This is a genomic window from Bacillus sp. LR--39, assembly GCF_053613335.1.
The window spans coordinates 1029087-1050786 of record NZ_JBSIOT010000001.1 but is presented as its reverse complement, the minus strand read 5'-3'; the positions used below and the strand labels follow the sequence as shown (position 1 = coordinate 1050786).

14 protein-coding genes are annotated in these 21700 nt (G+C 44.5%); 7 read left to right on the top strand and 7 right to left on the bottom strand.

What is annotated here, in order from left to right:
- The first annotated feature begins 61 nt into the window (after positions 1 to 61).
- From ACWHAR_RS05195 to ACWHAR_RS05170, 6 genes are all read left to right on the top strand, one after another.
- On the top strand, positions 62 to 877 hold the full coding sequence (locus ACWHAR_RS05195; RefSeq protein ID WP_032875064.1) for a hypothetical protein: 816 nt from the start codon (positions 62 to 64) through the stop codon (positions 875 to 877).
- Positions 874 to 1482, top strand: a complete 609-nt coding sequence (locus ACWHAR_RS05190) for a DUF4166 domain-containing protein (protein WP_032875066.1) — start codon at positions 874 to 876, stop codon at positions 1480 to 1482. The genes ACWHAR_RS05195 and ACWHAR_RS05190 overlap by 4 nt, the downstream gene beginning before the upstream one ends.
- Positions 1476 to 3104, top strand: a complete 1629-nt coding sequence (locus tag ACWHAR_RS05185; RefSeq protein ID WP_032875068.1) for a YndJ family protein — start codon at positions 1476 to 1478, stop codon at positions 3102 to 3104. Before ACWHAR_RS05190 ends, ACWHAR_RS05185 begins: the two co-directional genes overlap by 7 nt.
- Positions 3105 to 3284: 180 nt before the next feature.
- The gene (locus tag ACWHAR_RS05180; RefSeq protein ID WP_032875070.1) at positions 3285 to 3545 is read left to right on the top strand and encodes an MFS transporter; all 261 of its coding nucleotides are present in this window, start codon (positions 3285 to 3287) and stop codon (positions 3543 to 3545) included.
- A gap of 196 nt (positions 3546 to 3741) precedes the next feature.
- Positions 3742 to 4026 (top strand): MFS transporter, encoded by a 285-nt coding sequence (locus ACWHAR_RS05175; protein WP_087920768.1) that lies wholly within the window; start codon positions 3742 to 3744, stop codon positions 4024 to 4026.
- Between the two features lie 144 nt (positions 4027 to 4170).
- The gene (locus ACWHAR_RS05170) at positions 4171 to 4440 is read left to right on the top strand and encodes a hypothetical protein (RefSeq protein ID WP_014418037.1); all 270 of its coding nucleotides are present in this window, start codon (positions 4171 to 4173) and stop codon (positions 4438 to 4440) included.
- A gap of 269 nt (positions 4441 to 4709) precedes the next feature.
- Here the strand turns inward: ACWHAR_RS05170 and ACWHAR_RS05165 are convergent, their stop codons facing one another.
- Positions 4710 to 5846: an alpha/beta hydrolase gene (locus tag ACWHAR_RS05165; RefSeq protein ID WP_032875073.1), complete on the bottom strand. Its 1137-nt coding sequence runs from the start codon at positions 5844 to 5846 to the stop codon at positions 4710 to 4712.
- 244 nt (positions 5847 to 6090) lie between these two features.
- Positions 6091 to 7590, bottom strand: coding sequence for a cellulase family glycosylhydrolase (locus ACWHAR_RS05160; protein ID WP_032875077.1), 1500 nt, complete (start codon positions 7588 to 7590; stop codon positions 6091 to 6093).
- A 460-nt stretch (positions 7591 to 8050) separates the two neighbouring features.
- Between ACWHAR_RS05160 and ACWHAR_RS05155 the strand changes: the two genes are divergently transcribed.
- Positions 8051 to 8362: a DUF4870 domain-containing protein gene (locus ACWHAR_RS05155; protein WP_032875078.1), complete on the top strand. Its 312-nt coding sequence runs from the start codon at positions 8051 to 8053 to the stop codon at positions 8360 to 8362.
- 47 nt (positions 8363 to 8409) lie between these two features.
- Here ACWHAR_RS05155 and ACWHAR_RS05150 read toward each other — a convergent pair whose 3' ends face one another.
- The 5 genes from ACWHAR_RS05150 to ACWHAR_RS05130 all read right to left on the bottom strand — a co-directional run bounded on the left by ACWHAR_RS05150 (position 8410) and on the right by ACWHAR_RS05130 (position 21700).
- Positions 8410 to 9810 (bottom strand): sensor histidine kinase, encoded by a 1401-nt coding sequence (locus tag ACWHAR_RS05150; RefSeq protein WP_032875079.1) that lies wholly within the window; start codon positions 9808 to 9810, stop codon positions 8410 to 8412.
- 2 nt (positions 9811 to 9812) lie between these two features.
- A complete protein-coding gene (locus ACWHAR_RS05145) occupies positions 9813 to 10520 on the bottom strand; it encodes a response regulator transcription factor (protein WP_032875080.1) in 708 nt (235 codons plus the stop codon).
- A 143-nt stretch (positions 10521 to 10663) separates the two neighbouring features.
- Positions 10664 to 11935, bottom strand: a complete 1272-nt coding sequence (locus tag ACWHAR_RS05140) for a glycoside hydrolase (protein ID WP_032875082.1) — start codon at positions 11933 to 11935, stop codon at positions 10664 to 10666.
- Between the two features lie 51 nt (positions 11936 to 11986).
- Positions 11987 to 13525: a glycoside hydrolase family 43 protein gene (locus ACWHAR_RS05135; RefSeq protein ID WP_032875084.1), complete on the bottom strand. Its 1539-nt coding sequence runs from the start codon at positions 13523 to 13525 to the stop codon at positions 11987 to 11989.
- Between the two features lie 324 nt (positions 13526 to 13849).
- A complete protein-coding gene (locus ACWHAR_RS05130; RefSeq protein ID WP_032875086.1) occupies positions 13850 to 21700 on the bottom strand; it encodes a non-ribosomal peptide synthetase in 7851 nt (2616 codons plus the stop codon).

Genomic DNA, 21700 nt, shown 5'->3' with positions numbered 1-21700 from the left:
GCTTGATCTGTTCCTATGATAATATAGGAATTGTTTACAAAAGAAGGGGAGAGGAGGGGGCATGAAACAGAAGCCGATATATGTCGAAATCAATATTGCATCTGATATAGAAACGCTTTGGGAATATACGCAAAACCCGCATCTTCATAAGGAATGGGATCTGCGTTTTTCTGACATTACATATCTTCATAGGCTGCCAGATGAACCGCAGAGGTTTCTATATGAAACACGAATCGGTTTTGGGCTGAAGGTATCCGGCACGGGCGAATCAATAGGTGACATAAGGCCTCGCTCGTCAGAAAGAGTGTCTTCGCTCGCTTTTGCCTCTGATCATCCGCTGGCACTTATAAAAGAAGGCAGGGGCTACTGGAAGTATATAGAGCGGGATAACGGCCAAATCGCATTTTTGACTCAATATCAATATGAAACGGCCCGCGGTCTGCCGGGAAGTTGGATAGACCGGTTTTTATTTCGTCCTCTGCTAAGCTGGGCTACCGCATGGAGTTTTGATGCGTTGCGGCTTTGGATAGAACAAAACAGACATCCGAAGATATCAGTCCGTTCCGGGTTTGTCTATGTCTTTATGTGTCTCGTATTCAGTCTGTATTGGTTTTTTCAAGGATTTCATGATGGCTGTGCCGATGCAGAGATCGTGAGGGGAGCGCTGGAGACAGGGTTAGGGGTATTATGGCTGCTTCCCATGCGGAGAAAGTGGCTGATTCACGCCGGGCAGTCAGTCTTCTTTTGTGTAACGGCACTGTTATATTCCGGCGGCGGATTCGTGATCTCATTAGGAGTGCTTACGATAGCCGGCATGATTCTTAAGCTCAAGCTGCCGAGCGCCTGGCATACAAAACGAAAGAGAGAAGTGAAATGACGGATTCAATGTATGAAAAAGCGATTACTCATTATCAATCACTGCACCCGATGCTGCAGAAACGGTACAGATTTGACGAATCACGCACGTTTTGCGGAGAAGGCGTTATGTCAGAAATAAAGGGAGGTTCTTTTCTTGTCAGAATGCTTTTAAAGACAGGTGTTTTTTTCAGATGTTTTTTCTCAGAGAGGGGAAACGATATCCCTTTCACTATCGAAAACAAAAACAGGCAAAGTGGCGTGGAATGGAATCGTACCTTTTTCTTTAAAAGCAAAACGCGTTTTTTTGATGCAGTCATGGAATATGATGAGCGGGAAAACAGAATTCTTGATTACTTCGGAAAACCCCGCATCCTACTGTCTGAACTGCATTTAGAAGCGTCTTCAGACGGAGGGCTTGTTATTACATCCGGAAGGCAGTGGCTCCTGATAGGCGGAAAGAAAATCCCGCTTCCGGCATGGCTGTGCGGCAGTTCAACCGTTTATGAGGCTTATGATGAGGAAATGAATTGCTTCAAAATAAAGGTTCATGTGAAAAATCGGATACTCGGCACGCTTTTCTCTTACCGGGGGACTTTCCGGGAAACAGAGGGAGAAACATGCTGAAGCGTTATCTCATGGTAAGCGTGATTTGCTTTTTGGGATTTGCGGCGGCTGAAGCTCCGCATATATCAGCTGCTGAGACGTTTGTTTTATTTTCCGTACTTTTTTTCGTTCCTGCTGTATTCGATTTTGCTTTTCGGCCGTCAAAGACCTTAGAGAATGTGTTGTTACGGAGTTATCCTGTTGCCGCTATATGTGCGGCGCTTGCGCTTGTCACAGGCTTCAGTTTTTTTGCCTTTGTGTGGCTCATTTATACGCTTGGGCTGGCACTGTATGCTGTCCGGCGGCTGACGAAAACAAATATTCACAGAACAGAAGAGATATCTGTTATGGCGGGTTTCATTTATTTGGCCGGGGGCGGATTCTGGTTCTTCGCATATGTCCTTGAGATTCCCGTCATGAATTTCGGCCCGCTTATCGTTCTGCTGACGGCGGTGCACTTTCACTATTCCGCTTTCCTCATTCCGATCTTTAACGGATTGCTCGGCAGGATCATACGGGAGAAACGCGAACTTTACCAGTGGAGCACGGTCATTATTTTGATTTCGCCGATCCTTATTGCCTTGGGGATTACATTTTCAAAGACACTTGATGTGATTGCTGTCGCCCTGTATCTGGCGGGTCTGTATGTAAATGCATATCTCGTCTTTACGGGGCCGTTTGTTACGAAAACAGGAAGGGTCTTGATCAGGAGTTCTTCGGCTGTGTTAATGATCACAATTGCTTTTTCTTTGATATATTCGTACGGTGTCTACCGCGAGGAGGCAACGCTCACGATCAGCCAGATGATTTGGATTCACGGGGCCGTCAATGCATTCGGCGTTATCCTGCCGGCTTTGGCGGGGTGGAGGTTGGAAAATCCGAGACCGTTTGATGAGGGCAGTGAAAGAACGTTCAGCCGTATTTACGGGAAGAGAACGATAGGCAAAGAATTTTTGACTGATATTCATGCAGCAAATGACATCCATTATACCGGCCTTCTGGATCAGCTGAGAGAACTGCATTCTGAAGACTTTTCAACTGAAAAACTGGCGCCGGCCGTTATTTCCTTTTATGAAGAGACAATTGATTATGACATCATGGCAAAAGTGACGTGGAGCAGATGGTTTCGTCCATTCGCGCGCATGTACGAGCCGTTCAGCAGAAGAGCGGGGCAGATTCACCTGTCCATGAATCCGGATTGGTATATCATGCACAGTGATATTATAGGAGTTGACTCTGACAAAGATGGCAGAAAAAATGTCCGTGCGTGGATCAGAACAAATGAAAAGCAGGAAACCGTTTTTACTGCGCTGTATTCAGCGTACAGGTCAAAAGGGGAAGGATACATGAATATCTCTCTTCCGCTGCCGTACGGCCAAATGACGGGCATTTTAAAACCTTATGCGCGTAAGCAGAATCTTATTTTGACAAGCAGACGGCGAAAAAGCGGAGCGGGTGATGAAGGGATTTATCTGCAGACGAAATGGGGGGCGTGTCATCTTCCGCTGGCAGAGACATTTCTTATTTCAGCCCAGAGCGAAACCAGCCTGAAGGCCGTTCATCATATGTGGCTGTTCGGACTGAAATTTTTAACTGTGCATTATCGGATCACTCACGCTTCCGCAGGTAACCGAAGCAAGTAACAAGCTGCAGAGCCGTCTGATCATCAGGCGGATTTTTCTCATCTACATGGGTTATATTCACCATTTTATTTGCGAGCTATTTTGCGGCGGATGACACGAAAGGAGTCATCCGCTGGATCTCATTTATTCTCGTGTTAGCTCAGCTGTCCGGGATGACATGAGCGGTTATGTTGTCAGTGAATGAGGATAGGACGCAGCCTCGGTCTTGCCAGTCTTTGCCTGTCTTTCATGATTCGCGAAATGAAAACGACCGCAAAGATACCTGTTACATTGAGCGGTATGGTGAAGGCAGCCGGGCATATGTCCTTGCTGAAAATCTCGTTTTTATCCATTTTAGCCCGTGACATGATTTTTACGAAAATGTTTGGCTTCACAACGGCATATGCGCTGCGTATAGGTGTCAGTGAGAAAGAAATCAGCTTGTTGTCTTTTCGTTTATGACTCCCCCCGCACTGGCTCCGCTAGTGATAGGAACGTTAGTTCGCAGGTGCGGAAACTGGGTAACATTAAAGCTGTTTTATTTACTCGCAGCCGTTTTTATTTTTATCATTCCTTTTACCATCAGCCCGATGGCGCTTTATGTGGTTCAGATTTTAATAGGTTTTTCACTCACATTATCTTTCCTTTGCTGCTTGGAATGTCGATTGAGTCTGTTCCGGCAGACATGAGAGCAACATCGATGGGGGCGTACCAGGCGCTTTATGCACTCGGTATTTTCGGAGGACCTTTGGTCGAGGGATTTTTTAACGATTGGCTGGGGCTCAGGGCCGGATTTTATTTCGCGGCAGTGCTCGGGCTGGCGGCTGTCATACTTGCTCAGCTCATATGTGAGGAGCCGATGCGAAAAAATCGTCGGAGTATTACCAGACATGATTTTATTTTTGTGTACGCTTTCAAAAAAGAAGAGATCTTATTCGGATAAAATTCATGACAATATATGTATTTTTAGTGAAAATAAGTATCTGATCTACAAAATATGACAAATTCCCTTTGTACAAGATGGTAAAATCAGATTACCTGCTAAGTGAGAAAGCAGCAGGCAATAAATCACAAGGGGGCAATATTAATGTTAAAAAGTAAAATTAAAAAAATAGCCGGTGCGGCTGTAATTGCTGGAGCATTATTGGTTTCTGTGTCGCCAGCAAAAGCAGAAACTCTTCCGGGATTGATCTGGGTCATGGACAAATATACTGACGCTTTTAAATTCGACATGTTTATTAAAAACGGAAATGAAAAATGGGTTTATGTTTACACAAGATTATCCGATGGCAAAGTTGATGTGGAAGAAGTAAAGTGTGAAACAATTTATAAAGATCGATGCTATGTAAAGCAGTAAGAAATAAATACAAATCGTAATACATCCTATTTTTTTAATTCTGTCTCATCAACTAAGTATACTTAAGATAACGAGACAGAATTTTCATCAAAGATTTAACTTCCTAGAATATATATTATGTAAACTAGAAATTGTGAAGAGAATATAAAAGTGGATTCATATTATAAGAGCGTCCCCTTTTTGTAAGGTAATATTAAAAAACCTCCACGTCCTTAATAAATTAAATTGGTCATAAAGGTTTTTCAGTTTGAGTATTTTAATCGGTTATGTCACTTGTTGCTGGTCTTCTTGATCAAGTCCACGCCATCGTATGCCAGACTTTCCACACTTGCAGCCTTCTGCAGTATATAATGATCAAAAAAGTTCTTCGTATAGTCTGTAACAAGATTTCGCATCTCCATGGCATCCCGTTCGCCTCTAAGTTCCTCATTCACACTGGTAAACACGATGTCGCAGTAATCTAAATGCGCAGCACGATCAACAGAGAAATAATAGGTATCCATGCTATTGTTAGCGCCAATGATCGCATTCATGTTATAGTTCGGTTCAGAAAACAGCAGCAAAAAGGGTTTCTTAAGGTCGCTGCCCTGAAGGCCGAACGCTCCGCTATCTAAGCCAATCCCGCAGGCGAACCGGTCGTCGTCCCGGCAAACAATCGCCGTCGTAGCCCCTCCATAAGAATGTCCGACTATGCCCATACCGATGTCAAGCAACAATCTGCCCTTAAAGATGGAATTCAGCTCTCCAGAGTCCAATTTGACAAGATAATCGGCTGCATACCTTACATCTTCTGCCTGTAATTCACTATACTCTGTTAACTTGTCAAGTATCGGCAGTGTAAGCACGTTTTGGCACATCTCAATGGCAGTTTCATCGTCAGGACGCATCTCCATCTTACCAGCCAACGCCATCATCTCCGGATCTTCAGAAAACGCCATAATAATTTCCGAAAAATCCTTTGATATATTAAACAGGCGCCCATCTTTACGCTTATACATCGTGCTATTCTGATGGCCGATGCTTACCACAACATATCCCATGCTTGCCAAGTCTGTACAGATCACTGTACCCCATTCTGGAGAACAGCCCCCGCCGCAAACATAAAATAACACCGGATAGCGTTTTTCCATCCCGGAGAGAGCAAGGCCATCGTAACATTGGGTCTTGATATCTATAGTGTAAGCATCCTTCAACGCAGTGAGAAGCGGCTGCTCATCAAGCATTTCGCAGACTTCAGGAAACATGTACGCTGATGTAGTCTTCCCTTCGCTGCTGTCGGACGGATAGTACACAAACGCCGTCAGTTCTCTTTTTGTATGATCTGGTGCCGTGTACTCAAAATCCATCTGGCTTCGGCCGACAGTATAGCCGCCAATTGGCTCTGGAAACGCGTCATACCTTTTCATTCTCTTGTTCCCCCTTAAGTAATAAAAGTGGCGGATGTGAAATACATACATTGCGCTACAAACGTTTTTCATTACATCATATGTTCAGTGAATCATAGCTACTCCTTGGCTTTCTTGAGATTGCTAACAACATTTGTACAGGCCCATATACTGTTTCAGAGTTTCATCCGCCACGTAAACCTCCATGTATTGCTGTTTAAGATGATAAAAGCGGACATCGTTGCTGATGTCCGCCTAAAGCTTACTAATTGGGTTCTGTTCCCCAAATCAGTTTTCCTTGATGATATAATGTGATTTTTTTCGTTGTTTTAAACGTATTTGATTGGAAAAAGGAATAATCGCCGCTTTGTGCATAATTGCTCCAGTCATCGTTGTGAAGACGAAGCTGAATATTCCCTGTGCTTGCTCCCGGTGACAGTGTTCCTTTTTTAAACCCCAGTTCCAGATAGGTATCTGCGCCTTGCTTAGGTTTATGCAGCGTCACAAACTTGTGGGTCAGATTGCTGCATCCAATCTGCGCGTAGTCACAGTCAAAGTTTTGGCCTTTGTTTTTCGCGTTATACCAGTAACGGGCAGTGACATCTTTTAAATCAACCGTCGTATTCCCGTTATTTTTTATGTGAAGCTGCGGGCGGATTTGGTTGCTGTTCACACTCCCATCCCCTGCTTTGTATTGTACAGAAACGCCTTTTTCCTGTGTGGGATTATCTTGTGCTGGCGTTTCAGGGGCGTCCTTCGTTGAATCTTTGTTGCTGCGAATGTTTTCTCTTACGAAGGTTCCTGAAGCAGTTAAATCTGACAGCGGCCAGCCGCCTGTTTTAGATGCTCCAGGCTTTAACGCTGAGGATGATTCCTGCTTATCAGAAAGATTCCAGTTCACCCAGCTGATTTTCTTGCTGTCGAGATAATTCAGCCATTCCCGCGACTGGTCAAGGAATACACCGCCATTTCCAGACGCGTCGCTTGTTCCCCATTCCGTCACGAAAATAGGCGCTCCTTTACTGAGTGCATAGTTTGCTTTATCCCGTAAAGATTGGCCGTGTGTGCCGGCATAAAAATGAAGCGCGTACATGACGTTTGCATCTTTTAGCTGGTCATCGGCAGCATCATTCACATCCTGGCTCCATGTACCGGTTCCGACAATGATGGGATTGTCGGGGTCATTTTTGCGGATAACGGAAATCACTTCTTCCGCATACGGTTTAATATCACGCTTCCAGTTCACGTCACCGTTTGGTTCATTTGCAATTTCATAAATGACGTTTGGCGTGTTTCCGTAAAGACTTGACATTTCCTTGAAAAATTCTTTCGCCTTCTCTTTATTTTGGTTTGGGTTGCCGTCATTTAAGATATGCCAGTCAATGATGACATATATCCCAAGTTCTTTTGCCGCTTCAACCGCTTCTTTTACTTTATTTTTCACGGACGGGTTGTCAATATAACCGCCGTCTGCCGTATACATTGCCGCGCGGAAAACGGTGATGCCCCAATCGTCTCTCAGCCATTTTAAGCTGTCTTTATTGACGAAATCGCCATACCATTGCAATCCATGTGAACTGATCCCTTTCAGTTGTACCGCTTTGCCGTCTTGGTTTACAAGTTGTGTACCTTTTATGCTAAGCTGACCATTCTTGGCTACTGGCGTTTTTGTCCCTGCTGCTGATGCCGGCGAAGGCAGCAAGCCGCCCATTGTCAATACCGCAATCAATAAACACGTAATAAAAATAGAAATTGACCGTTTCATATCTGATCTTTTCCTCCTTCGCATCATTTTGGCTCTTTCTTATGAGCTCGAACTCATTGTAAAAATCTTTCTCATGATTGTCTATCAACCTAATTTCTTGTTTTTTGGGAGGTGTAAAAGCCTGTCAATTTGCTCTATCTCTATTGAATAAGACACACCTGACACATATAGTACAAAGAAAACCGGACTGAATCGGGACTTTACACGTCATTTTTCAATCGAATCGAAAAATTAAATGTATTTCCAACGTAGACACGCTGAATGTGATGAGTCTCAATATGGCATTGAATCTTATGTTTGCTGTAAGAAGACGAGCCCTTGCCCGTCCTTGTTAATTTAAGGTTGATGTAAGGTTCGGATTAATACGGGTTAAGGTTGGAGTTGTACAATAAGATTGTACTTCAGTGAGGGATTCAGCCAGAAGAATTCCCCCTTCAATAAATCATAGAGGTGAAAAGGTTTGAGAGAAAATAGAATTTTGTCTTCATTATGTTACTTCAGTATATTTTTTGCGCCATTTCTGTTTCCGATTATCGTCTATTTCTTAGGTCAGGACGATGTGAAATATCATGCGAAAAAATCTTTATGGACGCATCTGATTCCTTATTTGATTTTTGTAATTGGCATCATCGCTTCAGGTTTACTTGGTATGAATGACATCAGGCACGCCGGGCCTTTCCTGCTTGCGACGTATGCTGTTACATTCCTTGTGGCGATCTACTTTTTCATTTGGAACATTGTCAAAGGAATCAAAGTGTTTTCGGAGCAATAGGAAAAAAAGGTTCTGTTATTGATCACAGAACCTTTTTTGTATAGCCATTATGATAATTGTATATCTATCGTTGTCCCTTCTCCCGCGGTGCTTTGAATGGTGATGTCCCCTCCGTGCTTTTGGATAATATCCTTTGCTATGGCCATTCCAAGACCAGAGCCTGCATGCGTCGTTCCTGTATTTGTGCCCCTGTAATAGCGATCAAACACTTTCTCCAGCTCCTCTTCTTCTATCCCTTTGCCGTTGTCCTTAATTGTCACATGAGTTCGTTCTTTTTGTTCAAGCTGTACAACGATCTTCACATCGGGATCATTGTGAACGAGGGCATTTAAAATGAGATTCGTGACCGCTCTCCGAATCAATATCGCATCAAGGTTCAGCATCAGCTTTTCCAGGTTCGTTTGAAGTTCAATGGACTTATCCGCATATCTAGAATCGTTTAACATATCAATTAACGTTTCCCGCAGCAGCGATACAAGGTTTACCCGTTCTGTATGTAACATCACATCGTTGTTTTTCAGCCTTGTCGTTAAATTTAAATCTTCCATCACATCTTTCATATAGAGGGATTTACTCTCAATGATCTGGGCGTACTCTCTGATCTGTTCGACTGTGAGATGGTAATTTGGATCTTGGATGATTTCTGCATAGCCTTGAATAGATGCTAATGGTGTTTTAATGTCATGAGAAATATGACTGATCCACTCTTCACGCATTTGCTCTAATTTATCTTTTTCTTTTTTGCTTGAAGATAGTTGTTCCGATAAATGATTGACATTATAGAAGACATCTTTATAAATGCCTTTGGATTTTATTTTGATCGTATAATCTCCATTAGCTAACCGCTGGATTCCTTGAATGACACGGCCGAGCGGTTTTGTGAGCTGCCGGCTGAATAGATAGCCAATGAGTAACGCGATCAATGCATCTATTGATAATAATATGATGGTCCCTGCATTGAACTTCGTCACAAATTCCTTGGTATCATATGAGAGGACATATTTTCCGAGAGAGGGATTTTTAAACCCTATAAAGTAACTGTACTCCTTGCCGTTTACTTTTTTTCCGCCGGCGTAAATGGTTGATAATAATCGTTCATCCTTATATTTATGTAAATTTACAATTTCAATAGGCGTATATTTTTCCTTCAGTCCTTTAGGTTCTCTATCATGATAAACATCCTGTCCGTTTTCATCTAATATTTGAATCCATGCATTCTGCTCTTTTAAAGCTTTTTGGCCCTCTTTGTTTACTGTGATACCATTGTTCGATAACGTGACATATTGTCGGAATGATCTTGTGAAAGTTTCCGGTGTGCTTTCTTCGTCATGTTGGCTGTTCGCCTGGAAAACGAGCAAAAACATAAAAATAAATAAATTAATGAAGACTGTAATGATGGTCACGATAATGACAGAGACCATATACCTGCCTGTTAATCGCCAATTCATCCTTACGCATCCTTTACAGCAAATTTGTAGCCTAACCCTTTCACAGTGACGAGAAAGTCTGGTTTTGATGGGATGTTTTCTATTTTCTCACGGAGCCTGCGTATATGAACCATCACCGTGTTGTCAGAACCGAAGAAATCTTCTCCCCATACAGCTTGATAGAGTGTTTCTTTACTGATCACCCGATTGGGATGCTGCAGAAAATAGGTCATAAGCATAAGTTCTTTAGGTGTTAACTCAATAGCCGCTCCATTTTTGGTGAGCTCGGCTTGTTGTTGGTTTAATTCAAATGGCCCTTTTTTTATCACGGTTCCGGTTTGAGAAGGCTGTAAGTAAGAGACCCGTCTCAGCTGCGCTTTGACCCGATATGCAACTTCCTTAGGGCTGAAGGGTTTTGTAATGTAGTCGTCCCCGCCGATGGCAAGTCCTACAATTTTATCCGTTTCCTCCCCCTTTGCAGACAAAAAGATAATCGGAACGTGTGAAATGTCTCTTATTTGCTTGCAGATATCATAGCCTTCACCGTCTGGCAGCATGATATCCAATATCACAAGATCGGGATTTTCTTGATGAAATTGAGCCAATCCGTCACGGGCAGTCGAAGCGGTGATCACGCGATCAATGCCTTCTCTTATTAATACGGTTTTGATCAGTTCCAAAATTTCTTTTTCGTCGTCTATGATTAATACTTTGCTGTGAAGCCGTGACATATATTGATCACTCCTTGAAGTCATTGTCATTATTATACCCAATGTCTGTGCATCGTTAAAAAAATCAACACTTCTATCCCACAGAAAATAAGCCAATTTTCTTTTTCAAGTAAGAAAATTGGCTTATTGCGATGCTGATGCCTTTAACGCTTTACAACAAATGTTGTCACGCTTTGAGCCGGAAGATGGGCCCAAAAATGATTGTCTGTTACTTTGAGATCCGTTCCAGGTTGAAGATTGCTGCTGCTGCTCGTGGTCCATCTGGATACTTGCGAAGCAGTTCCATTCTGCAACACAAAGTTTTGGTTGACTCCTGTGTTATTTTTATTAATGGCAACAATCACGACTTTATTGTCTCCTTTATAGGCTGACACGTAAACATTCGGTTCAGGATTTTTCGTTGCATCAATCCTTACATAGCCAGGGCGCACAAATTTTGAGAAATGAGCCATATTGTATCCGCGTTTGCTGATCATTCCATCTTCTTTCATAGGGCCGTATGATCTGCGGATGTACCACCACACATAAGCTTGAAAATCTCCCTCTACCATTGAATGGTGAATATGCTCTGAAACACCTAAAGCCTCAGGCCAGCGATCCGCTGAATTGTTGTCACTATTCGGATAGTATACCTCCGTCATCCATAGCTCTTTCCCTCCTCCTTTTTGTTTGAAAAGAGGATAAGGAAACTGACTGACCTGAGTGCCGTACAGGTGGGTTCCGAGGATATCCATATTCCTAAGCGCCTGCGGATCGTTCAAAATGGGGTCCGATATATTTTTCAGGTATTGAAATGATTCCGGCGCAATCACGCGGGCATTAATGGAACCGGCATTCTCTCTCATGAAACGCAGGATTTCTTGGGGCGTCCACCATGTCCATTCGTGAGCGTAATCAGGCTCGTTTTGCATAGAAATCGCATACAGATTCACACCATTACTCTTCATGAAATTAACGAAATCGTTAAGATGCTGCGCGTATGCGGCGTACTTATCGTATCTCAGCCGCTTAGCTGATGTGTCACCATTATGATTGAAAGTCTCAACCATATCGTTTGGCGGATTCCAAGGGGAAGCAAAGACGATTGCTCCATGTTTGATCGCACTCTTTGCAGTCTCCACTTCCTTGTACCAATTGTTTCTATTTTCATCTACATGAATTCTTAAGACCGAAAAACCTAACTGATTCTGTCCATTGCCAAAAGCGGTCTCCCGTTGGGCTGCAGTCAAGTCTCCAATCCAAGCCGGGTGGTTCATTCCTCCAAAACCGCGAATCACTTGTCTATCTGCAGATATATTAACTGTTGCATCACTTGCTGCTGAAACTTCAGTAACTCCCGGTCCTAAGAGCATGACGGACATCATTGTGAAACATACCAATAATACACAAATTGATTTTTTTACGCTCGACATCATTTTTTCCTCTCTTTCATATGTCTTTTATGGACTTAGAAAACGTATCTTTGCTTATCTTTGTGTAAACTGCCAGTAATCAACGTTAAACAAGTTTCCTGTATCAGTTCCCGTAAATACAAAGAATACGTTGTGAACACCTGTTGCGCCGCTTATCGCAGTTTCTATTTCTCTCCAGGATTGCGTTCCGCCTGTGGAAGGGACATTCAAGGTTCCGACAAGCTTACCGTTTGCACTGTCTAGCCGCACTTCTATTTTCCCGCCAAGAGCGGACGCTACATTTGCTTTAAACGTCCTGGCGCCGCCTGAGCCGAAGTCTGCATTTCCAACAGCAATCCAGTCTCCGTTATGAATGTTTGTGACATGTTGATTATTGACCGGCCCGCCGGGCGCTGAGGATGCCTCTGTCAAAATCCGTCCGTTCCAGGCAAACGTTTCCGCTTCTACCCGGTTATATGGATTCAAGTTGGATAGCTGTTTGACACCTGCAAAATTTGCCGCTACCTCTTGCAGGGAGCCATCTGGATTATGCACAAGCTTATTAATATGGGGAGAACGGTATCCTTTGCCGGCTCCGTAAAGAGCGGAGCTGACAGTTTGAGTATGATACACCACATACCACTCGTTTTTAAAATTGAAAACAGCATGGTGATTGTTCCCGCCGCCTCCGAAAAATGCTCCCGGATTTTTCAGAAAGTGCCCTCTATACGAAAAGAAACCCATGGGACTTGAGCTGGTCATATAGCCGATCTCACCTGGAGGTTTATCGGCGGGGTGCGCGCCCCCGAAATTGATACAATAGGAATAGTAATATTTTCCGTTATACTTATGCATCCCTGAGTCTTCAAACATAAAAGGCGCATCAATGGTCGATGCACTTCCAGCAACACTGGTCATATCAGGACCTAATTTCATGACTCTTGCTGTTTTAGGATTGGCCCATTGCCCCTGCGATGGATTTGAACCGCCCGGAACGCCTCCGCCGGCATATAGGTAACCGGTACCGTCATCATCTACGAATACTGCAGGATCAAAAAGCCATACAACACCGGACATTCCTGGCGTATTTGGCGTTACAAGCGGTTTTCCGATCGGATCTGTCCATGGGCCGGTCGGGCTGTCTGCGGTGAGAACCCCGATACCTCCGCCGCCGTTTGCGAAATAAAGGAAAAATTTATCCTTACCATTGATCTTTTTCACCGCGGCTGACGGGGCCCATGATGCTCCTGCCCATTTGGCAATCCCCCGGCCGCCATTCGCCCCATTGGCACCCGCTGCGGGAATCGCTCCGTGATCTGTCCAGTTCACCATATCCGCTGAAGATATGACGGATATTTTATTCAAATTGGCAAATGAATTATCCTTAATCGTTCCGTCGCTATTATATTCATAGTCATCGCTTGACATATAGATGTAGACTCTTCCGTTATAGGTCAGCGCAAACGGATCTGCTCCCAAATGATGGTCTATAAGCGGATTTGAATTCCCAACATGTTTTGCAATTGGAGTGCTGGCAGCATACGCAGACTTCCCAGTGAAGCAACTCAATAATAAAGCAAGGACCCATAGGCATACCCAACATTTTTTATACATAACTTAACGCTCCTCCTTTTTCTTTAAATTTAGGGAACTTTTACCATTTGAGAACAAATTGCAGTACCGGCAGTAAAAAGCAGACTCCGCAGTTAAGCGACTCAATAATAGAGCTAGTACCTATAAACATACGCTACACTTTTTTCTAATAACTTGACATCCTCCTTTTTCCTTAAAATGTATGATGATTTTTTTACCATTTGATGACAACTGGTCATGGAGAACGGCTCTGGAGTAAGCCTTGCGAACACAGGAGTATGACTCTCGCCTTTTTAATAAAAACGCCGCTGAGTGCCAGGCCAGCGGCGTTTTACACTTGATCATTTACATTTTGTCAAACTTTGCGTCTCCCGCAAACGATCCCATTGACAGTTGTTCTTCAAGAACAAGTCCGTGATGATGCCGTTCTTCAATCCTTTTGATAATAGATCGAATTGTATCCGTATTTTCTTCAATATTGTGAGGGTCAAAGATCGTCACATGGTCTCCTTTTAATTTGTACTCAAGGTAATGCTGGGCGGTTGATTGCTTCCATCCTCTATCGGTCAACTCGCCGCATAGAAAATGATGAATGTTGGCGTTCACCGCGCCGGAATTGATCAGTTTATTGTGATATGTGAGATAGCTTCTGATTTTATCCTTAATGGAAGGAATGGTTAATAATTCTCTATAATAATCCGGAATGATATCCAGATTCCGATGAATGATCTCTTCGGTTTCCTCTTCCGAAAAATAATTCACCGAAACGGCTCTTTTAGAATCAAGCATCATAATGTCCGATACGATGCGTCCGCGCTTCTCCAAGGCTTTGGCAACCTCAAAAGCCAAATTCGACCCCGAGGAGTAACCAAGTAAAACAAAGGGCCCTTGTTCCTGAATGCCTATCATGCTTTCTGCATACCGGTCAACGATCTCTTGCTCGTAAGACGGCTCTTCTAGGAAATCAGCGGCATAGACGGTGCAGCGGCCGTCAAGTCTTTTCGCCATTTCATTATAGACCAGCCCGTATCCGATTAAAGGCGGGAAACAGAACACAGGGATTGAACCGTTCTGATTCATCTTGACGAATACGTTATCCGTCTTGGACTCGAAAACTGCCGCTTGAATGGCGCGTGCCATTGTTTCGATGGTAGGAAAATCGTATACGGCTTGATAATGCATTTTGATTCCCATACGGTCGTTGATTTGATGAATAACTTGCAATACTTTGAGCGAATGGCCGCCAACATCAAAGAAGTTATCTTTAATTCCCGGGTCGCTGAGAGCTAAAATGTTCTTCCAAATCTCGGCCAGCTGCTTTTCAATTAACGTTCCGGGCGCTTCGTATTCGGTTCCGGTAAGCCTATTTCCCTCAGGAGTCGGCAAAGCTTTTCGATCGATTTTTCCATTTGCGGTTATCGGCATCTTCTCCATTTGGACAAAGTAAGCCGGTATCATATAAGCGGGCAGTTTGTTCAGTAAATGACGCTTCAGCTGCGCCGTATTTACTGACCCGTCACCTGACAAGTAGGCGCACAGCTGCTTTGAGCCCTCTTCTTCAATCGCGATAACGACCGCTTCTTTGACTGCATCGAGTTGTAATAAAGATGCTTCGATCTCGCCGAGTTCTATCCGGTAGCCTCGGATTTTCACTTGATGATCGATTCGTCCCAAATACTCGATATTACCATCGGGCAGCCATCTTGCCAAGTCGCCTGTCCGGTACATCCGCTTCCCTGCTTCAAATGGGTGAGCCGCAAACTTCTCAGCCGTCAGCTCCGGGCGGTTCAAATAGCCCCGTGCGAGCCCGTCTCCGGCGATACACAGCTCTCCTGCCACACCGAGCGGTTGAAAATATTCCGATTGGGGGTGTACGATATACAATTGAATGTTGGAAATCGGTTTACCTATCGGAACTGAGTTAAGCGTTTCTCCCGCTTCGCATTCAAAATACGATACATCGATCGTCGCTTCGGTCGGCCCGTATAAATTGATGATTTGAGCCTCACCCGCCGGTGTGATCAAGCGATGAAACCCGGCAACGTGCGCAGGCGTCAAAGCCTCGCCGCTTGCAAATACATATTTTAATGATGCCAGCTTTCTCTTTAATTCCTCGTCGGATTTCTGCTCCATGGACTCAAGAAAAGCATGCAGCATCGCAGGCACAAAATGCATAACGGTGACATTTTTCTGCGCAATCGTATCTAAGATGACGTCAGGGTTCTTTTCCCCTCCGTTTGGAAGCAATACCGCTTTAGAACCAGTCATCGACCACCAGAACAACTCCCACACCGATACATCAAAGGTGATTGGGGTTTTTTGCAGAATGACATCCTGCTTATCCAGCGGGTAATGTTCCTGCATCCAAACGAGACGGTTGATTACGGATCGGTGTTCCACCATAACCCCTTTCGGTCGGCCTGTTGATCCCGAAGTATAGATAACATAAGCTAAGTGATTCGGTCCGGCCGTCTGTTTCAAGTTTGAACCATCTTCCCAAGAGAATCGCGGATCTTCCAGGTCAAGCACTTTTCCCGTAAAAGGCACGCTTTTCCTCAAGTGACTCTGTACTAACAACAGCTTCGTATCCGAATCCTCCAATATATAGTGAATCCGTTCTTCCGGATAGCTCGGATCGATTGGCACATACGCGCCGCCGGCTTTTAAGATTCCGAAGAGTCCTACGATCATTTCCAAGGAACGTTCGGCCATAATCCCGACCGGCTGATCCGGCTGCACGCCTTCTGATTGCAATGTCCGGGCAAGTTGATTGGCTCTTTCATTCAGTTCCTGGTATGTCAGCTGGCTTTCCCCGTATACGACAGCCGTTTGATCAGGCGTACGCTGTGCTTGTTCCTCAAGCAATTTATGAAGCGTCTTTTCCTTTGGATAATCTGCTTCCGTATCATTAAATGCCTCTATAAGGAGCGAACGTTCATCCCCCGTAAGTATATCCAAGTCTTGGACGCGAATCGCCTGACTGTTCACCATCTGCTTAATGATTTGTATAAAATGCTCTTCCATCCGCTTGACACTTGCATGATCATAGACGTTGCTATTGTATACAAAATGAATGTCGATTTCTCCCGCGGGCATGACAATGAAATTGAAATCATAATGGGTATGCTCTTCCATATGGAAATTGATAATGTCCAGCGCGTCACGATTCGGTTTCATATGCTCCATTTGTTTCTCGACCGGATAATTTTCAAATACCATGATATGACTGATCAGCTGCTGCTTTTGTTCGGTTTGAGCCTGAATTTCATACAACGGAAATGTATCATACGCCTGAGAAGCCAATGCCTGCTCCTGGCTCATTTTCAACACTTGTTCCACAGTCATTTCAGGCTGAGCGGTAATACGTACGGGAATGGTGTTGATAAATAAACCGACCATGGATTCAATACCCGGAATTTCTGCCGGGCGGCCGGATACAACCGACCCGAAAACGACATCCTGACTGTTGTTGTATCTTTGCAGCAATAGTCCCCACGCACTTTGAATGAATGTATTCACGGTGACGTGATGCTTGCTTGCAGTCTGTCTGATTTCTTCTGACAGCTGTTTTCCGAGCCGGCTTGCAAGCCTTTGTTTTTGATATCCTTTGCCTTGGTTTGAATCGGTTTTTTTCAGCAAAGCGGTTTGTCCTTCATAACCATCCAAATATTTCTGCCAATAGGCTGAAGCGTGCTTATGATCCTGGTTTTCCAGCCATTCGATATATCGGCTGTACGGAGTGACGGCTTCCCGCTCCGCTTTTCTTCTATCAAGAATCGCATAATAGGTTTCAAATACTTCATTCGTAATAAGAGGCAGACACCAGCCATCCATTAAAATATGATGGAAGCTCCATATCAACCGGACTTGGTCATCCTCTGTACGAAGGATTGATACGCGCATTAACGCATCTTGGGTAAGGTCGAATCCTCTTGCCTTATCTTTTTGTACAAAGCCGGCAATGAACTCGTTTCGTTGTTTATTCTTCATGCTTCGAATATCTTCAACAGTTATTTCGATCGGTTTTTTTCGGAATACGATCTGCAAAGGCTGATCTTTCCATTCCGTATAAAAATGAGTCCGGAGAATCTCATGTCTTTCCGCCAGCTGCGACAAACTCATTGTAAATGCCTCGATATCCAAGTCGCCTTTGAGATCAAAAGCGGCTTGTTCAAAGTAAGCTCTGGAAGCCGAATCGATTAAACTATGGAACAGCATACCTTTCTGCATGGGAGTTAAAGGATATATATTTTCAATGTCGCCGATATGCTGTGTTTGCTGAACAAATTGATCTAATTCCTCGATTGTTATGTCCTTCAGCGAGATATCGCTTGGCGTCAGGTGAATGTCTTCTTGAGCTGCGCAATGTTCGATGACTTCTTTTAGGCTGTTCTTTAAGAGAGCTGCGCATGTTTCCATTGTTTCTCTTCGATATTGTTTACCGCTGTAACTGATGGCCAATGACAGCCGGCCGTCTGAGATCATGCCGTTAATGTCAAGCGTATAGGCAATGGGATGTCTGTCACTTGCAATTTTCCCTCCGGAGTAAGGAGATACCTCGATTCCTCCATTTTCGAAATCTTGATCAAATTGTCCTAGGTAATTGAAGCTGATTTCCGGATGTCCGGTCCATTCTGATGCCTTCGGGTGATCGGACAAATATTTCATCAGTCCATATCCTATTCCTTTTTGGGGAATCTGACGCAGCTGTTCTTTCACCGTCCTAATCCGCTGGGAGATGTCCCGGTCCGCCTGGATTTGAAGAGAAACCGGGTATTGGGTTGTGAACCAGCCCACCGTACGTGAAATATCAACGTCTTGAAAAATAGATTCCCTGCCGTGTCCTTCCAGATGAACATGAATTTCTTCATGCTCCGTCCAGCGATGAACAGCCATTCCGAGTCCGGTCAGCAATAAATCATTAATGTCAGTCGTATAGGCCCGGTTCGATTTTTTTAATAAACGCTCGGTTTCTTCCTCTGTCCATTGGACGATGATCGTTTCCCGGTCTTCGGCCAGACCGGTCTCCTGCTCATTGTCCTTTGGCAATTTGTGTTGCGAGATATGTTTCTGCTCAAGCCAATATTGATTTTCCGCTTCAAATTCCGGACTTTCTGCATAACGTTTCAATCGTTCAGCCCATAACAGATAGGAATCCGTCTTCTTAGGGAGCGTGATCGCTTCTCCGTTTTGGAGCTGCTCATAAGCTGACATTATATCCTCAAGTAAAATCCTCCACGATACGCCATCTACAACCAGATGATGAATCGCAATCAGCAAATGATCGCCATCTTGACATTGAAACAATCCCAGTCTCATGAGCGGACCATCGGCTAGATGGATGGATTGCTGAATGTCATTGGCTATCGTTTCAATCGTTTCGGCTGGGTTGTTTTCTTCGAGTAAAGAGAACACGTCGAGGCTGAATAATTCTCCTTCACTGATCCCGCGGGTTCTGGCTTCGTATTCATGATCTCCTTGAACATAGACCATGCGCAAAGCATCGTGATGCTCGGCCATCTTCTTCATGACTTTCTGAAGCTTCGATTCGTCCAACCCCTCTTTAAAATAAAGCGTGACAGATTGATTATAATGGTGCGGATCAGGGTATTGCCGGGCGAAAAACCAATGCTGAATCGGCGTCAATAAGGTACGGCCTTTGATTTCCCCTTGTTCTGCGATTCGGGTAACGGGCTCAATAAAAGGAGCAAGCCCGGAGATCGTCGGGTGTTTGAACAAGTGTTTGATGTCAAGCTTATACCCGGCTTGATATAAGCTTGAGGTCACCTGAATCGACTTAATCGAATCTCCTCCCAGCTCAAAGAAATGATCATCGATTCCGACCTGTTCTGCGCCTAATACCGATTCCCACACCCTGGCCAGTATCTTTTCCAATTCTGTCCGCGGAGCTGTATAGGGATTGCCAGTGAGATTTCCCGTTGGAGCAGGCAGCGCCTGGCGATCTATTTTTCCGTTGGAAGTAAGCGGCATCGCTTCCAGCTGTACAAAATAAGCAGGGATCATATAGGACGGAAGCTGCCGGGACAGGTGCTCCTGAATTTCGCCTGCGGTTAAAGAATGCTGTGCGGTATAATAGGCGCACAAGGATGTTTCCCCGTTGGTTTCTTGTGCCATAACGAGAGCTTCTTGAATCGGCGGTATTTGGAAAAATGCGGATTCGACTTCCCCGATTTCAATGCGGTAACCGCGGATTTTCACCTGGTGGTCGATCCGGCCTAAATATTCGATATTTCCGTCCGGGAGTCGCCTTGCTAAATCTCCCGTCCGGTACATTTTCACCTCTGGCACAAAGGGGTGCTGCAAAAATCTTTCCGCTGTTAATTCCGCTCTGTTCAAGTATCCTCTGGCGATGCCGTCCCCGCTGATATAGATTTCTCCCGGGACGCCGGCCGGCACCGGCTTCATGCTCTTATCCAGCACGAAAATGTTCATGTTGTCTGCGGCGGTTCCGATCGGCACTGATTCCCGTCTGTCGTTTTGCGGATCAAAGGAATAAATCATACAGCCGACGACTGTCTCTGTAGGCCCGTATTCGTTAAAAATTTTGATTTTTCCGCCGAATTTCCCGCTGATGCTTCGGGCGAGCCGCGTGCTTAAATTGTCACCGCCGACAATGAATTTCCGAATGGTGCACTCAGCAGGGATATTCATCTCTTTCAATAACTGCAGGTGCGCCGGGGTCAGCTTGATAATATCCGTCCTTGAATCCTGAATAATGCAATCAAGCAAGGCAGCACTGTTTTCTCCTCCGTAGACAATAATGGAATTTCCTGTAACAAGCGGAGTGAAAACAGACGTTATCGTCAGATCAAAAGCGATGGACGAATATAGGGGAAAGTTGGTTTTTTCCCCTTTGACATAGACCCGGCGGGCCCACCAAATATAATTGGTTAAGCCCTGGTGCTCAATTGCCACTCCTTTAGGCTTGCCTGTGGAGCCTGACGTATAAATGACATAAGCCAAATCCTTCGTACTGCTGATCGGTTCCAGGTCAGAGCCGTCTTCGTGGTAAGAGTTTTCTTGATCGAGGAAAACCATTGTGCCCGCAAGTTCCAACTGTTTTTGAAGATGGCTCTGCGTCAGGATGATATCAGCTTGGGAGTCTTCTACTATATACTGTATGCGATGCTTCGGGTAATCCGGATCAATTGGCACATAGGCCCCTCCCGCTTTTAAAACGGCCAGTATTCCCACGACCAATTCGATCTCATGTTCGCAAATAATCGCAGTGAGCCGGTCCGTCTTTACCCCCTTTTTCCTTAACGTTCGGGCTAATTGATTGGCACGTTCATTGAGCTGGCGATATGTGAATTGCTTTTCTCCGCAAATAACGGCTGCTTGATCCGGTGTTCGTTTCATCTGTTCTTCGAATAACTGATAAACCGTCTTATCCCGCGGATATTCAGTTTTCGCAGTTTGATTGTCAACGAGAAGTGTATGTGTCTCCGATTCTGGCAAAATATTCACTTGGCCGAGGGGGAGGTCAGGCTGAAATAATATGACAGAAAATATCCGGTTTAAATGTCCGAGCACCTGCATCATATACTGACGGTCATAGACTTGTTCATTAAAACATAACTTTAGGTCAATCAAGTCTTCACCCATAGCAAACTGAAATAAAGCATCTGCAGCAGCCGTTTCTATGAAACCATCAGAATGAATTTGCTCTAGTGAAACGACTGTATGGATGATCGGCAAATGATTTGCATTGTAGTTCAGCCTCAGCTGTCCGGCCATTTTATCAAAGGGAACGTCCTGATATAAGATCGCTTCGTCCAGCGTATGTTTCAATTCATGGAAAATTGATTTAAACGTACTGCCGGAATTGATATGCTGTTTGATTAACATGAGCTGGTCTGAACGAAGATCTTCATCAGTTTCGTCTTCAAAGGTTGGAACCCCTGTAATCACGCCCTCTTCCCCCGTGTATTTGTATAAAAGGGATTCAATTCCGATCAGGAGAACCAGATAGACGGCCATTGGCGTTTGGTTCGTCATCGTCAGGATGCGCTGTGATACATCCGCACTCAATGAACTGTGAATACAGTCAGATCCGCTTGTTATATCACGCTTTACTGTTGAGTCGGACACTTGAAACGAAGGGAATGCACTGGGACGGTCTTCCGTGTGAAACATTCGGCCCCAGAACAACTCCTGTTGTTTGAATTCTGACAT